The sequence below is a fragment of the Polaribacter sp. genome, from assembly GCF_049276715.1.
Classification (GTDB): Bacteria; Bacteroidota; Bacteroidia; order Flavobacteriales; family Flavobacteriaceae; genus Polaribacter.
The window spans coordinates 93,700-110,874 of the sequence record NZ_JBASWY010000009.1 but is presented as its reverse complement, the minus strand read 5'-3'; the positions used below and the strand labels follow the sequence as shown (position 1 = coordinate 110,874).

The window sequence follows — 17,175 nt, the reverse complement described above, 5'->3', positions numbered from 1 at the left end:
AGTAAACTAAAAATAGCTTTTTTATGATAAAAAAATGGTTTCAAAATATTGGTCCAGGCACTTTAGTAGCTGCAGCATTTATAGGTCCAGGTACAGTTACGCTTTGTACGTTGGCTGGTGTAAATTTTGGATTCAACTTATTATGGGCAATGTTATTATCAATAATTGCAACCATTATTTTACAAGAAATGGCAGCAAGATTGGGGATTATTTCTCAAAAAGGATTGTCTGAGGTAATTCGTGAAGAAATTAAAATTCCGTTTTTAAAACAGTTTATAACAATCTTAATTTTATCGGCAATTGTGGTTGGAAACGCCTCTTATGAAGCAGGAAACATCAGTGGAGGAATTTTAGGTTTGGAAACTATTTTTGGAGAGTTCAAATACAATTTTGGAAATTTTTCTGTCAATTTTATGAGTATTGTAATTGGTGTAATTGCCTTTTTACTTTTATATATTGGGAATTATAAATTTCTAGAAAAAGCGCTAATTACATTGGTTTTATTAATGAGTTTTTCATTTATAATTACAGCAATCGTAACTCAGCCAAATGTTTTAGCAATTTTAAAAGGAATGTTTGTACCTAAATTTCCAGAGAAAAGTCTATTAACTATTATTGGTTTAATTGGTACAACAGTTGTGCCTTACAATTTGTTTTTACACGCTTCTTTAGTTAAAGAAAGATGGAAGAAAAAAGAAGATATTTCTCTTGCTAAAAAAGATACCATAATTTCGATAGTTTTAGGAGGTTTGGTTTCTATGGCAATCATTATTTCTGCAGCAGCAATACCATCAAAAGATATTTTAAATGTGGCAGATTTAGCAAAAGGTTTAGCACCTTTATATGGCGAATTTGCCAAATATTTTTTAGCATTGGGCTTATTTGCTGCAGGAATAACATCCGCAATTACAGCGCCTTTAGCAGCTGCTTATGTAGCCCAAGGTTGTTTGGGTTTTAAAGGCAATATGCAATCGAAATGGTTTAGAATGGTTTGGATTATTATTCTGTTTTTAGGAGTTTTATTTTCATCAATTGGCATAAAACCGATAGAAATTATAAAATTTGCCCAAGTTGCAAATGGAATGTTATTGCCAATAATAGCAGGAGTTTTATTATGGATTATGAATAAAAAGAATGTTCTAGGAAGTTTTGTAAACACAAAAACACAAAATATTTTAGGCTATATAATTCTTGCAATTTCTATATTTTTAGGATTAAAAGGAATTTTAAAAGTTTTTAATTTGATGTAAAATGAAGATAGATATCAATTGCGATGTTGGAGAAGGAGTAGAGAATGAGTATTTAATGATGCCTTATATTTCATCTTGTAATATTGCTTGTGCAGGGCATTTTGGTGATGTAAATTCTATTGATAAAACGATTCAACTCGCTATTAAAAATAAGGTGAAGATTGGTGCACATCCATCTTTTCCTGATAAAGAAAATTTTGGTAGAAAGTTGATAAAAATTTCTGATGATGATTTTACCAAGAGTATTCAAAGTCAAATAGATTTATTTTTAGAAAGATTGAAGTTTTTTGATGAAAAACTACACCATGTAAAACCTCATGGAGCTTTGTACAATGCAATTGCTGTAGATGAAAAACTCGCAATTTTATTTATTAAAACTATAAAAAAATATTTAAATGATGTTTTTTTATATGTTCCTTATAGCTCTGTAATAGAGGAAGTTGCTTTAAAAAACGACATTAAAATTAAATATGAAGCTTTTGCAGATAGAAATTATAATGATGATTTAACTTTGGTTTCTAGAACTCAGAAAAATGCATTATTAATTGATGAGAATGAAGTTTTGAATCACGTTTTATTTATGGTTAAAAAAGATAAAGTAAAGACAATTTCTGGTTTAGAAAAACCGATAATAGCAAACACTTTTTGTATACATAGTGACACCAAAAATGCTTTGGAAATTGTAAAATATCTAAATAAAAATTTAAAAAAAGAGGGATTTAAAATTGGCTAAAAATATCACATACAAGAAATTTGGAGATAAAGCAATTCTCATTGAATGGGAAGCTATAATTAATGATGAAATTCTAGTTGATATTTTACTATTTAAAAATAAAATAACATCAAAAAAAAGTATAGAATTTGTTGATTTAATTCAAGGATATAATTCACTAACCATAGTTTATAGAAATTTTATCAATTCTTTTGAAGAAGAAGTTCAACTCTTAAAATCTATTTATATATCAACCTTAAAAATAAAAAAACAAGATTATTTTCAATGGGAAATTCCTGTTTGTTATGACTTAGAATTTGGTATCGATTTAGAGGAAATGTCTCATAAATCAAAAATAGAGATTCCAGAAATTATTAAACTGCATACAGAAGCTGTTTACAAAGTTTATTTTATCGGATTTTTGCCAGGATTTCTCTATTTAGGAGGTTTAAATGAGAAACTATTTTTTGACAGAAAACCAAACCCAAGGTTAAATGTATTTAAAGGATCAGTTGCGATAGGAGGCAAGCAAACAGGAATTTATCCAAATAATTCGGCTGGTGGTTGGAATATTATTGGTAAAACTCCAATCAATTTTTTTGATGTTGAAAAGGAAAATCCTTGTTTTGCAAAAGCTGGTGATTTTATAAAGTTCAAGCCTATTTCTTTGGATGAATTTTATCAATTAGAAAAAGAAATTGCAGAAAATAGATATCAAATTTCTAAAACTTTACACAATGCTTAAAGTTTTAAAAGCTGGTTTTTTAACCACAGTTCAAGATAAAGGACGCAGAGGTTTTGCATCTATTGGATTGCCAATTTCTGGAGCTATGGATTCTTATTCAGCAGATTTGGCAAATACTATTTTAGGGAATAATTTAGAGGATGCTGTTTTAGAAATTACTTTGGGGAATGCAGATTTTCAGTTTTTAGAAGACACTATTATAGGTATTTCTGGAGGAGATTTTAATCCAACTTTAAATAAAAAATCGATACAACTAAATAAAAGAATTGTTATCAAGAAAAACGACATTTTATCTTTTGGAAAAGTAAATTATGGTATTCGTTGTTATTTGGCTGTAAAAGATGGGTTTTTATCAGAAAAGAAATTAAAAAGTAGGAGTTTTTATCAGCATATTACCTCAAAAAATATTTTAAAAAAAGGAGATGCTGTGCCTTATAATTGTTTTAATGAAGTCTTTAAGGTTCTAAATACTTCGATTAAAATAAACAAAAATTTATTTGAAACTCAATTTTTAGAATGTTATAAAGGATCAGAATTTGAGTTGTTAAATCAACAACAAAAAGAGAAAGTTTTACAGGATTCCTTTACTATTTCTAAAGATAATAATAGAATGGGTTATCAATTAAATGAATCTTTAGAAAACAAATTATCCCAAATTTTAACCTCGGCAGTTTTACCAGGAACAGTGCAGTTAACCCCTTCTGGAAAGTTAATTGTGCTAATGAGAGATTGCCAAGTTACAGGTGGCTATCCAAGAATTTTACAGCTTACCGAAAATGCGATTAACAATTTGGCACAAAAAAGAGTAAATGAAAAACTTATATTTGTTGTTAAAAATTTTTAAACTCCCAGTGTTTTAAAAAATAGTTATGATAAAAACTGATGTTTGTATTATTGGTGCTGAACCTGCAGGTGCAAGTACAGCTTTAATGCTGGCTCAATTAAAAATACCTCATTATATTATAGATAAAGCCAATTTTCCAAGAGATAAAACCTGTGGTGATGGTTTAATTTTATATGCTTTTAAAGCGTTGAAAGAATTAAAATTATTAGATATTTTTTTAAAAATCCAAAATTTATACATAGTAATAAAATAAACTTGCATGCATCAAATAATGTAAACTTACCCATTGAAGAAGCTATAAATAGGCCTGTTTTTATTTCGTATGGCAAGCGTTGGGATTTTGATTATTTTTTGGTAAATCAGTTTTCAGAGGAATTTACAACTGAATTATTTGGAAATGGTGTAAAAAATTTAGAAGAATTACAAGATGGTATTTTGATTACCTTAAAAGATGATACCAAAATTTTATCAAAAATAGTAGTAGGTGCAGATGGTATAAACTCCATAGTTTCTCGAAAATTAGGGAAAAACAAACCAGATAAGTTAAAATCGTCTACATTTATTAGTTCTTATTTTAAAAATGTTGAAAATTTACCAGAAAATAATCAGGGTGAAATTAGAATTTGTTACCATAAAATACCTTTGTTTTTTTATATTTTTCCGTTAATAGATAATCAGGTAAATGTTAGTTTAGGAGGAAACACCAAGTAACTTTTAGATAATAATATTAATTTGATAGATGAAGTTGCTAAAATTATACAAACACATCCAAAAGTTGCCTACAAATTTAAAAATGCTTCTCAAGTTGGTAATTGGCGAGGTTGGGGAATTCCTTATCATTTTGGTGTACAAAAAAAATCGGGAAATCGTTTTATGTTAGTGGGCGATGCAGCAGGACTGGCAAATGCTTTTTACAAAGAGGGTGTAGGAACAGGAATGATGTCTGGAATTATTTGTGCAAAACAAATTGCGAATTGTTTGGGAAAAGACAGGTTTACAGTTAATTTTTTAGAAACCTACGATATTTCCCTGAAAAAAGAGTTTGGCAAATTATTGTCTTTTAGTGAGTTTGTATTAAAGTTAACCCGTAAAAGAAGTTTATTTATTTTTTTGGCTAGAATTTTAAAAAAGAAATTTGAAAAAAGAATTAAGCCACTGATGTTGAGAAGGAGCTATTAAAAAATATAGAATATTAATAATAGAATAGAAACATTAACTATCTGTAGTTTTACTTTAAAAAAAAAATCATTCCTCAAAATTTTAAGGAATGATTTTTTTCTGTATTTATTTTTAAAATTTACTCTTTTTTCTCAACAATTACTTCAACTTTTTCTGTAATTATTTTATCGTTTTTTAGCACGTTAACAGAAACAACAGAGCCAGCTTCTTTAGCTCTTTTTTCTATTTCTTCGATAGTTCCTTCAATTTTTTCAATCTCAGTCACCACTTTACCATTAATTGTTTTAGTTGTTGTAATTGTACCAACAGCCATTTGGTTATTATTGGATGTAATTTCTACGCTAACCTCATTATTAACTTGAGTAGTTTCTTCTGAATGACCTCCTAAAATAGGTGCAATTACCAAACCAATTAAACAGGTTAATTTAATTAAAATATTCATAGATGGACCAGAAGTATCTTTAAAAGGATCTCCAACAGTATCTCCAGTTACAGCTGCTTTATGGGCATCAGAACCTTTGTAAGTCATTTCTCCATTAATCATTACACCAGCTTCAAAAGATTTTTTTGCATTATCCCAAGCACCACCAGCATTATTTTGAAAGATAGCCCAAAGAACACCAGAAACAGTAACTCCAGCCATATAACCACCTAACATTTCTGCGATAGCTAATTTGTCCATTCCAAAAGCTAAAGGTAAAAATGCAATTATTAAAGGGAAACCGATTGTTAATAAACCAGGTAACATCATTTCTTTTAAAGATGCTTCAGTAGAAATTGCTACACATTTATCATACTCAGGTTTTCCTGTTCCTTCCATAATTCCAGGAATATCTCTAAACTGTCTTCTTACTTCTTGTACCATTTCCATAGCAGCTTTTCCAACAGCATTCATTGCCAAAGCAGAAAATACTACAGGTACCATTCCACCAACAAATAACATTGCTAAAACTGGCGCTTTAAAGATGTTAATTCCATCTATACCTGTAAATGTTACGTAAGCAGCAAAAAGAGCTAAAGAAGTTAAAGCAGCAGAAGCAATTGCAAAACCTTTACCAGTTGCTGCAGTTGTGTTACCAACTGAATCTAAAATATCTGTTCTTTCTCTAACAATTGGTTCTTGTTCGCTCATTTCAGCAATACCACCTGCATTGTCGGAAATTGGTCCAAAAGCATCAATTGCTAATTGCATAGCAGTTGTAGCCATCATTGCAGAAGCTGCTAAAGCAACACCATAAAAACCAGCAAAAGCGTAAGAAGCCCAAATTGCACCAGCAAATAGTAATACTGATGGAAAAGTAGAAATCATACCAGTTGCTAAACCAGCAATAATATTTGTACCTGCTCCAGTTGAAGATTGTTGTACTATTTTTAAAATAGGAGATTTCCCTAAACCAGTATAATATTCAGTTACAGATGAAATTACAGCACCTACAAATAAACCTACCAAAGTTGCATAAAAAACTCTCATAGAAGAAATTTGTTGAGGTCCTTCACCAAAAAATTCCATTGTCATAGTCTCTGGTAACATCCAAGTTACTAAACCAAAACAAGCTACTGCAACTAATATAATAGAAGTCCAGTTTCCTTTATTTAAAGCTCCCATTACTTGAGATTCTTTAGCATCATTATTATTGATTTTCACCAACATTGTACCTATAATAGAAATTATAATTCCAACACCAGCAATTGCCATAGGCAGTAAAATTGGACCAATTCCGCCAAAAGCGTCAGAAATGCTTCCACCCATATCTTTAATTACGTAGTTTCCTAAAACCATTGCAGCTAATACAGTTGCAACATAAGAGCCAAATAAATCTGCACCCATTCCTGCAACATCTCCAACATTATCACCAACATTATCTGCAATTGTAGCAGGGTTTCTTGGGTCATCTTCTGGGATACCAGCTTCTACTTTACCAACTAAATCTGCACCAACATCTGCTGCTTTTGTATAGATCCCTCCACCAACTCTTGCAAATAAGGCAATAGATTCTGCACCTAAAGAAAAACCAGCTAAGGTTTCAAGAACGATAGTCATATCCATAGTATTTGTCCAAACTCCACCCATAAAAAAGTGAAAGAAAAAGATAAAGAATGAAGTTAAGCCTAAAACCGCTAAACCAGCCACTCCTAATCCCATAACTGTTCCACCTCCAAAAGAGATTTTTAGTGCATTTGGTAAACTAGTTTTAGCAGCTTGTGTAGTTCGCACATTTGTTTTCGTAGCTATTTTCATACCAATATTTCCTGCAAAGGCAGAAAAAACAGCTCCAAAAATAAAAGCCACAACAATTAACCAATGAGTTGTTGGTACTATAAAAGATACAGCTGCTAATGCAAAACTTACTATTACTACAAATATTGCTAGTAATTTATATTCTGCACTTAAAAAAGCTAAAGCACCTTCGTAGATATAATCTGAAATTTCTTTCATTTTACCATCTCCTGCATCTTGTTTCATCACCCAAGATTTCTTAATCCACATATAGATTAAGCCTAAAACTGCCATTGCAATTGGCATGTAAATCATCATTGATTCCATAAAGTATTATTATTTGATTAATTTAAAACGGGCGTAAAAGTAAGAAAATCAGAATGAAATAAAAAACCTCTTAAAACTTAAATTTTAGGAGGTTGATAAAAAAGGATGCCTTTTTTTATTTATATCTTAAAACTACCCTTCGCAAAGTGATCACTATTTTTATATCTTTCTACTGACTCGTGGTAAATTCTTATAGCTTGTGCAGAATCTCCCCAACCACCAACATCAACTTTTTTCTTTTCTAAATCTTTATATACTTGAAAAAAATGTTCAATTTCTTTTAATCTATGAGGATTTAAATCAAAAATATCTTGTCTTTTATTCCAAATAGGATCAGAAACAGGTACACAAATTACTTTTTCATCTGGTCCTTTTTCATCTGTCATATGAAAAACTCCAATAGGTCTAACCTCCATAACACACATTGGAAACGTTGGCTCATGTCCTAAAACTAAAACATCTAAAGGATCACTATCTAAGGCCAATGTTTCTGGTACAAAACCATAATCTGCAGGATACATCATTGACGAAAATAACATTCTATCAAAACGTATTTTATGTAAATTAAAATCGTATTCGTATTTGTTTCTACTTCCTTTAGGTATTTCTATTAATACATCGAAAGTTAAAGGTTTGTCTTCGCTCATTTTATTTAAATTTTATAACCCTGGCCTAATACCAATTCTAATGGCAAATTTCGGAGTTTGTGGAATTTGTGTGTTTACTTGGTTATAATTGCTTCTCCAAATGGCATCTACTCTCAAAAATTTTAAATTACCATACCCTATGTTTTCAAAACCAAATCCGTATTCATAATAAAGGTTTTTATCTGGAGCATTGTATGTAATAGATGACCTGTTTATATTAATGTTATCTTGTGAAATAGTACCATATGCTGCTCTAAAGGTAACTAAACTTCTTAAATCAAGTTTTTTTATTAGAGGAATTCTATTTAAAATAAAGCCATTAAAATGATGTTCTAAATGAGTTGTTAAGTAGGTGTCTGATACAAAGTCATAATAATTTATCAATGAAAAAGTGTTTCTAACCAATGAAAATGTTTGGTTTGCAGGAATAGGACTTAACAATGAAATTGGTAAAGTACCAAAGGTTTTACCCCCTTCAACAGTGGCGTCTAAAATACCAAGTTGGCCAAGCACAATGGGTTGATTGTATAAAAATTGTAATTTATCATAGCTAAAACTTCCATTTAAAAATCCTTCATAACCTCTCTTATAATTTAAAATAATAGTAGGAAATAAATTTTTTCCAAAACGTTGTTCTACGCCTAAACCATATACAAATCTTCCAGGAGTTAATGTTAAAGATAAATCTGTAGTAACGTCTTTTATTTCTGATTGAACAATATTATTCTTTAGATAATCTATCGAAAATAAGTTGGGATCTGCTGAAACAATAGAATTATTTGTAAAATTTAAACCAACACTTATATTTGGTTTTATTTGATAATTTATGTTGGTAATTAACTTATTAACTTTAGAAAGAAATATATTATTACCTCTAGCAAATAATGCTCCATTTCCAAAAGGGTCTCCAATTAATTGATTGGAGTTTAATAATTTAGCTCCTAATTGATCGTTATCGTAAACGTAAGCTAAGCCTGCAGAAATTCTTGGTTTATAAGAAAGTAAATATTTTGCTTCTCCACCAAATTTTAATTTTTTATCTTTTGTACCGTAAGCTAAATAACCATTTACTCGCAGACGATCATCAATAGTTTTAAAGGTTCTAAAACTGGGTTTTATTCTAAATCCTTCTATTTCATTTTGCGCAAAAAACGTCCAAAATGGCCCAGCTTGTAATGAAGTTCCCATATTAATGTAACCACTAGCAAATGTATTTATTAAGCCAGTTAAGTTTCTTATTTTTTTGGTGTCTTTAACTACGTCAATAAGTTTATAGGTATTAGCATTTTCTGGCTTGCTGTTTTGTTTCCAAAAATCCTCAGGTTTTTCAAATTGTTTAGGAGCATATTTTTCTATTTGCTCGTCGTAAAATAAATCTGGTTTTTTTACTTCTAATTTAAAATCAGAGTAATCCACTAGTTTTGTAATTGTTAAGCCTTTATTGGTTTCTTTCTTATCTAAAAGGGTAAAGTTTCCAGAGTAAAAATCTTTTTTAGGTAAGAAAATAGTGTCGTTCTCTATACTGAATTCTTTTTCTATACTTAACGATCTAACAAAATTAAGGTTGATGTCTTTGTTAACACTCATTTTAATTTCTGTTAAAGAAAAGTTTTTGCCTTCTACCCAAAAGTTACCTTGAAAAGCAAAATCTTCATTTCTTCTAGGAAAGAAATAAATATTGTAACGTTTTTTATCTTTGGTGATGATACTATCATTTAAAACGTAATCATAAGTACCAAAACCAACTGTAGAAACAGGGCTTACGAAAGATTTGTTAAGGACTAGAAAATTGTCATCATAAATATTTACATCTATAAACGTATTCACCATCCTGTTAAAAATAAAACCTTGATCGAAAACTCCATCAGATTTCTCTGCAACAATATCTTTTCTTCTTTTATTTAAAACATTGTTACCATATACATGATAGATTGTTTCTTCTAAAAAAAAAGGAATGTAATAATTGTTACCATCTTCATCATATTTCATGTCGTTAATGGCAGTTTCGTAGTCTTTCTTAAAAACTTCTTTTATATAACTACTATCTAGGTTGTCTAAGCCAACTTGTATGGTTTGATGTTCTTTATATTCGTAATATTTAGTGAGCTTTAAGCCATTAGATCGTTTATTTTTCCAAATTTCTTTTAAAATGTTATAAGCAGGATTTTCCTTTTTCTTCAGCCTTTTTTTTGGTTTGGTAACAACTAGAATCTCATTTAAACTATTTTCTTCTTCTTTAAGAATAATTTTAATAAAGTTATCGTTCTTTCTAACTGTTTTAGTCACTGATTTATACCCTAGATAACTAAATTCAAGTCTTGCAATATTTTTATCAATAGTAATTTCGAAGTTACCATAGTCATCAGTAGAAGTACCTTTTGTAGTTCTTTTTATTGAAATATTTACATAAGGTAAAGGTTGATTTTCTTCATCCACAACAGTACCTTTCACAGTAAATTGTGAGTGAAGAGCAAACGAAATAAATAAAAAAAATACCAAGAGATATTCTTTCATGAGCAATTTTTTCTTAATCAGAGAATTCTCTTGAGTATTAAGAGCGTATTTTATTTTTTATATAAAACTTCCTTCACAGCTTTAATTACATCATTTGAATTTGGAATCCATTTTTCAAATAAAACTGAGGAATAAGGTGCAGGTGTATCTGCAGTTGTAATTCTTTTTATAGGAGCATCTAAATAATCAAAAGCTTCATCTTGTATTCTGTAGGTAATTTCAGAAGCTATACTTGCAAAAGGCCATGCCTCCTCTAAAATTACTAATCTGTTTGTTTTTTTGACTGATGTAATAATCGCTGCATGATCCATAGGTCTTACAGTTCTTAAATCGATAATTTCAACAGAAATATTTTCTTTAGCCAATTCATCAGCAGCCTTGTATGCCTCTTTTATAATTTTTCCAAAAGAAACAATAGTTACATCTGTACCTTCTCTTTTAATGTCTGCAACTCCAATAGGGATAATATATTCTCCTTCTGGAATTTCCATTTTATCGCCATACATTTGTTCAGACTCCATAAAAATTACAGGATCATCATCTCTAATTGCAGCTTTTAATAAGCCCTTTGCATCATAAGGGTTTGATGGTACAATTACTTTTAAACCTGGAGTGTTTGCAAACCAGTTTTCGAATGCTTGTGAGTGTGTTGCACCTAATTGACCTGCAGAAGCTGTTGGACCTCTAAAAACAATTGGGCAATTAAACTGGCCACCAGACATTTGTCTAATTTTTGCAGCGTTGTTTATAATTTGATCAATTCCAACCAAAGAAAAGTTAAACGTCATATATTCTACAATAGGTCTGTTACCATTCATTGCAGATCCAATTGCAACACCTGCAAAACCTAGTTCAGCAATAGGAGTATCAATAACTCTTTTAGGTCCAAACTCATCTAACATTCCTTTACTAGCTTTGTAAGCGCCATTATATTCAGCAACTTCTTCACCCATTAAATAAATGCTTTCATCTCTGCGCATTTCTTCACTCATTGCTTCGCAAATCGCTTCTCTGAATTGAACTGTTTTCATTCGTTTTAAATAGTTGTTTGTTTTTAGAAGAAACAAAAGTAATAAAATTTGATGTAATCAAAACACTACTTTAAGCGATATCTCTAAAGATTTTAAATTCTTTACTACAAGAAAATAGATTGATAAAAAAGATTAAATTTTTTTTAACATAAAAATTTACTATGCATGCATAGTAAATCGGAAAATTTTAGTAATTTTGTCGCAAGAAAATAAGTTTACAAAAAATATCTATTTATGAAAATATTAGTTTGTATTAGCCACGTTCCTGATACCACATCAAAAATTAATTTTACGGAAAATGATACAAAGTTCGACACAAATGGAGTGCAGTTTGTAATTAATCCCTATGACGAATTTTCACTAACAAGAGCAATGTGGTTTCAAGAAAAGCAAGGAGCTACTGTAACAGTTGTAAATGTTGGAAACGCAACAACAGAACCAACTTTACGCAAAGCTTTAGCTATTGGAGCAGATGATGCAGTTCGTGTAAATATGGAAGCTACAGATGGTTTAGCTGTTGCAAAACAATTAGCAGAAGTTGTAAAAAATGGAGGTTATGATTTGGTTTTAGCTGGTAGAGAATCTATAGATTATAATGGAGGAATGGTTCCAGGTATGTTAGCTTCTTTGGTAAATTTCAATTTTGTGAACGGTTGTGTAGGTTTGGAAATTGATGGAACTTCTGTAACTGCTGTTCGAGAAATTGATGGTGGAAATGAAACTTTAAGCACTTTTTTACCTTTAGTTATTGGAGGTCAAAAAGGAATAGTTGAAGAAAAAGATTTGCGTATTCCAAACATGCGTGGTATTATGATGGCTCGTAAAAAGCCTTTAAATGTTGTTGAACCAGTTGATGCTGTAAGTGCAACGTCTATAGAATCATTTGAAAAACCAGCACCAAAAGGAGCTGTAAAATTAATAGATGCAGATAATGTAGATGAGTTAATTAACTTGTTGCATAATGAAGCGAAAGTAATCTAGTCTTAGACTAATATTATTCTGAAGTTGTTTCAGAATCAAACAAAATAATAAAAATCTTTTTAGCTTAGTTTTTAAATTTGAGTAAGAAATCTAAAATCTAATGTCTAAAATCTAAAATCTAAATAATATGTCAGTTTTAGTTTTTGCAGATTCAGCAGAAGGAAAATTTAAAAAAAGTGCTTTGGAAGTAGTTTCTTATGGAAAAAAAGTAGCTGAGCAATTAGGTAGCAACGTAGTTGCCTTAACAATAAACGCAAGTAGTAATCAAGAATTATATACTTATGGAGCAGAGAAAGTAATTTCTGTTTCTAATGATTCTTTAAAAACTTTTAATGCGAAACAGTATGCTGCAGTTATAAAACAAGTTGCAGATGCTCAAGGTTCATCAGTAATAATATTAGATTCTAGCATAAACACCCTATATGTAGCACCTTTATTGGCTGTAGCATTAGATGCAGGTTATGCTTCTAATGTGGTTTCATTGCCAAGTTCTACAAGTCCGTTTACAGTAAAAAGAAAAGCATTTTCTAATAAAGGATTTAGCAATACAGTGATATCAACTACTAACAAAGTAATAGGAGTTGCAAAAAATTCTTATGGAGTTCACGAAAATCAAGTTTCTGGAACTACAGAAAATTTTGATGCTGCTGTTGTTGAGTCTGGCGTAAAATCAGAAAAAGTAGAAAAAGCATCAGGTAAAGTAACCATTGCAGATGCAGATGTAGTAGTTTCTGCAGGAAGAGGTTTAAAAGGACCAGAAAATTGGGGAATGATTGAGGAGTTGGCAACTGTTTTAGGTGCTGCAACAGCTTGTTCTAAACCAGTTTCAGATTTAGGTTGGAGACCTCATGGAGAACATGTGGGTCAAACAGGAAAACCTGTGGCTTCTAATTTATATATAGCTATCGGAATTTCTGGAGCAATACAGCATTTAGCAGGTATTAATGCATCTAAAGTAAAAGTAGTTATTAACACAGACCCTGAAGCACCATTCTTTAAAGCTGCAGATTATGGTATTGTTGGTGACGCTTTTGAGGTGGTTCCTAAACTAATAGAGAAATTAAAAGCTTTTAAACAGGCTTAATTCAAATATTCGAAGACAGTTTTTAATTGAAAACCTATTAGTTTTTTTAACTAATAGGTTTTTCTTTTTATAAAAACTAAAGAAATAAAAGTTTACAATCTATTATTTTTATTAAATTGTGCCTTCTTAAAAAGTATTATAGAATTACACAATTATTAAAATACTTTTTAATTTGGCAGCTTAATATATGAGTTTTATACAACTAACTATTAAAGGTATTTCTTACAGTCAAACACAAACTGGCGCTTATGCTTTGGTTTTGAGTGAGATGGATGGAACAAGAACTTTACCTATTATAATAGGTGCTTTCGAAGCGCAATCTATCGCAATTGCCTTAGAAACAGAAATTAGACCTCCAAGACCACTAACACACGATTTATTTAAAACTTTTTCAGATACTTTTCAAATTAGTATCAAAGAAGTAATAATTCATAAGTTGGTAGATGGTGTTTTCTTTTCGAGTTTAGTTTGCGAAAGAAAAGGCAAAGAAGAAGTTATAGATACCAGAACTTCAGATGCTATAGCAATTGCTGTTCGTTTTAATGCACCTATCTATACCTACGAAAACATTTTAGATAAAGCAGGTATTTATTTAAAAATAGAAGAAGAAATGTCTTTAGAAAACGAACAGTTGCCTGAAGAGCTTCCTTTAGAATTTAAAGAAATTAGTAAAAAAGAAAATAATTTTTCTGGCATTTCTTTAAAAGAATTACACGAAAAATTAAATAACGCTGTTACGAACGAAAATTACGAGTTAGCAGCAAAAATTAGAGATGAAATAAGCAAACGTTCTTAAATTCTAAGTCAATATGAAAAAACTTTTCACGCTGTTATTTTTAATAGCTACAATTACTTCGTTTTCGCAAGAATTAAATAACAATTGGAGGTTTTCAAGGATTCAAAAAGCAGATGGCTCAGAATTTTTAAAAGTCGATTCTACAGATGTTTTTAGTTTAAACGAAGGTAAGTTTTATTATACTTTAAAAAGTTTAGACAGTTTAGAAAGAAGTGGTAATTACATTCATCAAAACAATTTATTAATTTTTAATTTTAAAACTCCAAAAGACTCTGTACGTTATTTTAATATTGTAACTCTAAAAGACAATAGTTTAATTCTGTCAGAGAATGATGTAACCTATTCTCTCTCTACTTTAAATTTAGCTAAAAACCTTGAAACAAAGGAGGCAATTATTCCAATTAAAGAAGAAGTGAGGACTTCTTACATTTTACCAAGTACAGATTTTTCTTTATACACTTTTTGGAGAGGTGCTTTAGGAATGTTTGTTTTAATTCTTATTGCTTTTTTGTTTAGTAACAATAGAAAAGCTATAGATTGGAAAAGAGTGCTTTTAGGACTGTCTTTGCAAGTTTTAATTGCAATTGGAGTTCTAAAAGTAAAATTTATTCAAGTAATTTTTGATTTTATTGGAGGTATTTTTATAGAAATATTAACGTATACAAAAGCAGGTAGTGAATTCTTATTTGCAGGTATTGTTGCAGATACAAGTACTTTTGGATACATTTTTGCTTTCCAAGTATTGCCAACAATTATATTCTTTTCAGCACTAACTTCATTGTTATTTTATTTAGGTATTATACAATGGATAGTTAAAATTTTAGCAATTCTTTTATCGAAATTATTGGGTATTTCTGGTATGGAAAGTTTATCTGTTGCAGGGAATATTTTCCTAGGACAAACTGAAGCGCCACTTTTAATAAAAGCGTATTTAGAAAAGATGAATAAATCTGAAATGCTTTTAGTGATGATAGGTGGTATGGCTACAGTTGCAGGAGCAGTTTTAGCAGCATATATAGGATTTTTAGGTGGAGGTAATAAAATTTTAGAATTAGTTTTTGCAAAACATTTGTTAGCAGCTTCTGTAATGGCAGCTCCTGGTGCAATTGTAATATCAAAAATATTGTATCCACAAACAGCAAAAATAAGTACAGATGTAGAGGTATCACAAGATAAAATTGGATCTAATTTATTAGATGCCATTGCAAATGGAACTTCAGAAGGTTTGCGTTTGGCAGTAAATGTTGGTGCAATGTTGTTAGTTTTTGTAGCCGTAATTGCCATGCTAAATGGAATTTTAGCTGCTCTTGGAAGTTTTGAAGGAATAGAATATTTCGGATGGTCTTTTATGTCTGTTAATGATATTATAGCAAGTACAACCACTTACAAAGAACTCTCCATAGAGTTTATTTTAGGTACTGTTTTTTCACCATTAATGTGGTTAATTGGAGTACCTACTGCAGACACAACAATGATGGGGCAATTATTAGGAATTAAACTAGCAGCAAGTGAGTTTATTGGTTACATACAATTAGCGGAATTAAAAGATGCCTCTAACGCAATTCACTTAACATATAATAAATCTGTAATTATGGCGACTTATATGTTGTGTGGTTTTGCAAATTTCGCATCTATTGGAATCCAAATTGGAGGCATTGGCTCTTTAGCTCCAGGTCAAAGAAAAACATTATCAGAATTCGGAATAAAAGCTTTAATTGGTGGTACAATTGCCTCTTTAATGTCTGCTACTATTGCTGGGATGATTATTGGATAAAAAGAGCCCATTTGTCTTTCAGACATTTTCCCAAAGGGAAAAACCAAGTCAGAATATTTTAGAAAACTTTTATCTTTTTGATAGTTAATAAAATATTGATAATTTTTTAACTTGGCTTTTAAGAGAGCACTGACATTATTTAATTTTACAATTCATTAATAGAAATAGTTTCTTCCCTTTGGGAAGACAGAAGATGGGCTTATGAAACAATATCACGATTTAGTAAAACACGTTTTAAAAAACGGGAACGAAAAAGGGGATAGAACTGGTACTGGAACTAAAAGTGTTTTTGGACACCAAATGCGTTTTGATTTAAGTGAAGGTTTTCCAATGGTAACCACTAAAAAACTGCATTTAAAAAGCATTATTTACGAATTACTTTGGTTTATAAAAGGCGATACAAATATTAAATATTTGCAAGAAAATGGTGTAAAAATATGGAATTCTTGGGCTGATGAAAATGGAGATTTAGGGCCAGTTTATGGACATCAATGGCGTAATTGGAACAGTGATGAAGTAGATCAATTAAAAGAAGTTATTGAAACTTTAAAGAAAAATCCAAATTCGAGAAGAATGTTAGTTTCTGCTTGGAATCCGTCAGTTTTGCCTGATACAAGCATTTCTTTTTCAGAAAATGTTGCGAAAGGAAAAGCAGCATTACCTCCATGTCATGCATTTTTTCAGTTTTATGTTGCAGATGGTAAATTATCTTGTCAATTATACCAAAGAAGCGCAGATATATTTTTAGGAGTTCCTTTTAATATCGCTTCTTACGCGTTATTTACAATGATGATTGCGCAAGTTTGCGGTTATGAAGCAGGTGAATTCATCCATACTTTTGGTGATGCCCACATTTATAACAATCACATAGAACAATTAGAATTACAATTGTCTAGAGATATAAGGCCATTACCAACAATGAAAATAAACCCAGCTATCAAAAATATAGAAGACTTTACTTTTAATGATTTTGAGTTGTTAAATTATAATCCACATCCACATATAAAAGGTGTGGTTGCAGTTTAAAAAAAAAAGAGCTTTCAATTCTAAATTGGAAGCTCTTTTACTTTGTT

16 protein-coding genes are annotated in these 17,175 nt (G+C 30.3%); 12 read left to right on the top strand and 4 right to left on the bottom strand.

Annotation, left to right across the window (positions count from 1 at the left end):
- Positions 1-23 precede the first annotated feature (23 nt).
- Genes WAO74_RS02680 through WAO74_RS02650 form a run of 7 tightly spaced genes read left to right on the top strand, consistent with a single transcriptional unit; the run spans position 24 to position 4,730 of the window.
- Positions 24-1,250, top strand: a complete 1,227-nt coding sequence (locus tag WAO74_RS02680; protein WP_422159454.1) for an Nramp family divalent metal transporter — start codon at positions 24-26, stop codon at positions 1,248-1,250.
- A gap of 1 nt (position 1,251) precedes the next feature.
- On the top strand, positions 1,252-1,983 hold the full coding sequence (pxpA, locus tag WAO74_RS02675) for a 5-oxoprolinase subunit PxpA (protein ID WP_422159452.1): 732 nt from the start codon (positions 1,252-1,254) through the stop codon (positions 1,981-1,983).
- Complete coding sequence (pxpB, locus tag WAO74_RS02670) at positions 1,976-2,707, top strand: 5-oxoprolinase subunit PxpB (protein ID WP_422159450.1); 732 nt, start codon at positions 1,976-1,978, stop codon at positions 2,705-2,707. The genes pxpA and pxpB overlap by 8 nt, the downstream gene beginning before the upstream one ends.
- The gene (locus WAO74_RS02665) at positions 2,700-3,551 is read left to right on the top strand and encodes a biotin-dependent carboxyltransferase family protein (protein WP_422159448.1); all 852 of its coding nucleotides are present in this window, start codon (positions 2,700-2,702) and stop codon (positions 3,549-3,551) included. The genes pxpB and WAO74_RS02665 overlap by 8 nt, the downstream gene beginning before the upstream one ends.
- Positions 3,552-3,576: 25 nt before the next feature.
- A complete protein-coding gene (locus WAO74_RS02660) occupies positions 3,577-3,804 on the top strand; it encodes an FAD-dependent monooxygenase (protein ID WP_422159447.1) in 228 nt (75 codons plus the stop codon).
- A 2-nt stretch (positions 3,805-3,806) separates the two neighbouring features.
- Entirely contained in the window at positions 3,807-4,262 is a 456-nt protein-coding gene (locus WAO74_RS02655; RefSeq protein ID WP_422159446.1) for an NAD(P)/FAD-dependent oxidoreductase, read from the top strand.
- A gap of 21 nt (positions 4,263-4,283) precedes the next feature.
- Positions 4,284-4,730, top strand: a complete 447-nt coding sequence (locus tag WAO74_RS02650) for an NAD(P)/FAD-dependent oxidoreductase (RefSeq protein ID WP_422159444.1) — start codon at positions 4,284-4,286, stop codon at positions 4,728-4,730.
- 118 nt (positions 4,731-4,848) lie between these two features.
- Here the strand turns inward: WAO74_RS02650 and WAO74_RS02645 are convergent, their stop codons facing one another.
- The 4 genes from WAO74_RS02645 to WAO74_RS02630 form a co-directional block, all read right to left on the bottom strand.
- Complete coding sequence (locus WAO74_RS02645; protein WP_422159443.1) at positions 4,849-7,275, bottom strand: sodium-translocating pyrophosphatase; 2,427 nt, start codon at positions 7,273-7,275, stop codon at positions 4,849-4,851.
- 119 nt (positions 7,276-7,394) lie between these two features.
- The gene (locus WAO74_RS02640) at positions 7,395-7,922 is read right to left on the bottom strand and encodes an inorganic diphosphatase (RefSeq protein WP_422159441.1); all 528 of its coding nucleotides are present in this window, start codon (positions 7,920-7,922) and stop codon (positions 7,395-7,397) included.
- A 12-nt stretch (positions 7,923-7,934) separates the two neighbouring features.
- Positions 7,935-10,436, bottom strand: coding sequence for a DUF5686 family protein (locus WAO74_RS02635; RefSeq protein ID WP_422159440.1), 2,502 nt, complete (start codon positions 10,434-10,436; stop codon positions 7,935-7,937).
- 50 nt (positions 10,437-10,486) lie between these two features.
- Positions 10,487-11,467 carry a pyruvate dehydrogenase complex E1 component subunit beta gene (locus WAO74_RS02630; RefSeq protein WP_422159439.1) on the bottom strand — a complete coding sequence of 327 codons (981 nt, stop codon included), beginning with the start codon at positions 11,465-11,467 and terminating at the stop codon, positions 10,487-10,489.
- Positions 11,468-11,701: 234 nt separating this feature from the next.
- Here WAO74_RS02630 and WAO74_RS02625 point away from each other — a divergent pair, with 234 nt between their 5' ends.
- The 5 genes from WAO74_RS02625 to WAO74_RS02605 all read left to right on the top strand — a co-directional run bounded on the left by WAO74_RS02625 (position 11,702) and on the right by WAO74_RS02605 (position 17,128).
- On the top strand, positions 11,702-12,448 hold the full coding sequence (locus WAO74_RS02625) for an electron transfer flavoprotein subunit beta/FixA family protein (RefSeq protein ID WP_422159437.1): 747 nt from the start codon (positions 11,702-11,704) through the stop codon (positions 12,446-12,448).
- A 127-nt stretch (positions 12,449-12,575) separates the two neighbouring features.
- The gene (locus WAO74_RS02620; RefSeq protein ID WP_422159435.1) at positions 12,576-13,532 is read left to right on the top strand and encodes an electron transfer flavoprotein subunit alpha/FixB family protein; all 957 of its coding nucleotides are present in this window, start codon (positions 12,576-12,578) and stop codon (positions 13,530-13,532) included.
- 187 nt (positions 13,533-13,719) lie between these two features.
- Complete coding sequence (locus tag WAO74_RS02615) at positions 13,720-14,328, top strand: bifunctional nuclease domain-containing protein (RefSeq protein WP_422159434.1); 609 nt, start codon at positions 13,720-13,722, stop codon at positions 14,326-14,328.
- 13 nt (positions 14,329-14,341) lie between these two features.
- Positions 14,342-16,102, top strand: a complete 1,761-nt coding sequence (locus WAO74_RS02610) for a NupC/NupG family nucleoside CNT transporter (RefSeq protein ID WP_422159432.1) — start codon at positions 14,342-14,344, stop codon at positions 16,100-16,102.
- A gap of 201 nt (positions 16,103-16,303) precedes the next feature.
- Positions 16,304-17,128 carry a thymidylate synthase gene (locus WAO74_RS02605; RefSeq protein ID WP_422159430.1) on the top strand — a complete coding sequence of 275 codons (825 nt, stop codon included), beginning with the start codon at positions 16,304-16,306 and terminating at the stop codon, positions 17,126-17,128.
- Positions 17,129-17,175 lie beyond the last annotated feature (47 nt).

Bases quoted from the DNA above. Each gene is read 5' to 3' on its own strand.
- WAO74_RS02680 (WP_422159454.1), top strand. From the start codon at position 24: ATGATAAAAAAATGGTTTCAAAATATTGGTCCAGGCACTTTAGTAGCT.
- WAO74_RS02610 (WP_422159432.1), top strand. From the start codon at position 14,342: ATGAAAAAACTTTTCACGCTGTTATTTTTAATAGCTACAATTACTTCG.
- WAO74_RS02625 (WP_422159437.1), top strand. From the start codon at position 11,702: ATGAAAATATTAGTTTGTATTAGCCACGTTCCTGATACCACATCAAAA.
- WAO74_RS02645 (WP_422159443.1), bottom strand. From the start codon at position 7,275: ATGGAATCAATGATGATTTACATGCCAATTGCAATGGCAGTTTTAGGC.
- WAO74_RS02605 (WP_422159430.1), top strand. From the start codon at position 16,304: ATGAAACAATATCACGATTTAGTAAAACACGTTTTAAAAAACGGGAAC.
- pxpA (WP_422159452.1), top strand. From the start codon at position 1,252: ATGAAGATAGATATCAATTGCGATGTTGGAGAAGGAGTAGAGAATGAG.
- WAO74_RS02635 (WP_422159440.1), bottom strand. From the start codon at position 10,436: ATGAAAGAATATCTCTTGGTATTTTTTTTATTTATTTCGTTTGCTCTT.
- WAO74_RS02640 (WP_422159441.1), bottom strand. From the start codon at position 7,922: ATGAGCGAAGACAAACCTTTAACTTTCGATGTATTAATAGAAATACCT.
- WAO74_RS02615 (WP_422159434.1), top strand. From the start codon at position 13,720: ATGAGTTTTATACAACTAACTATTAAAGGTATTTCTTACAGTCAAACA.
- WAO74_RS02630 (WP_422159439.1), bottom strand. From the start codon at position 11,467: ATGAAAACAGTTCAATTCAGAGAAGCGATTTGCGAAGCAATGAGTGAA.
- WAO74_RS02620 (WP_422159435.1), top strand. From the start codon at position 12,576: ATGTCAGTTTTAGTTTTTGCAGATTCAGCAGAAGGAAAATTTAAAAAA.
- WAO74_RS02665 (WP_422159448.1), top strand. From the start codon at position 2,700: ATGCTTAAAGTTTTAAAAGCTGGTTTTTTAACCACAGTTCAAGATAAA.
- WAO74_RS02660 (WP_422159447.1), top strand. From the start codon at position 3,577: ATGATAAAAACTGATGTTTGTATTATTGGTGCTGAACCTGCAGGTGCA.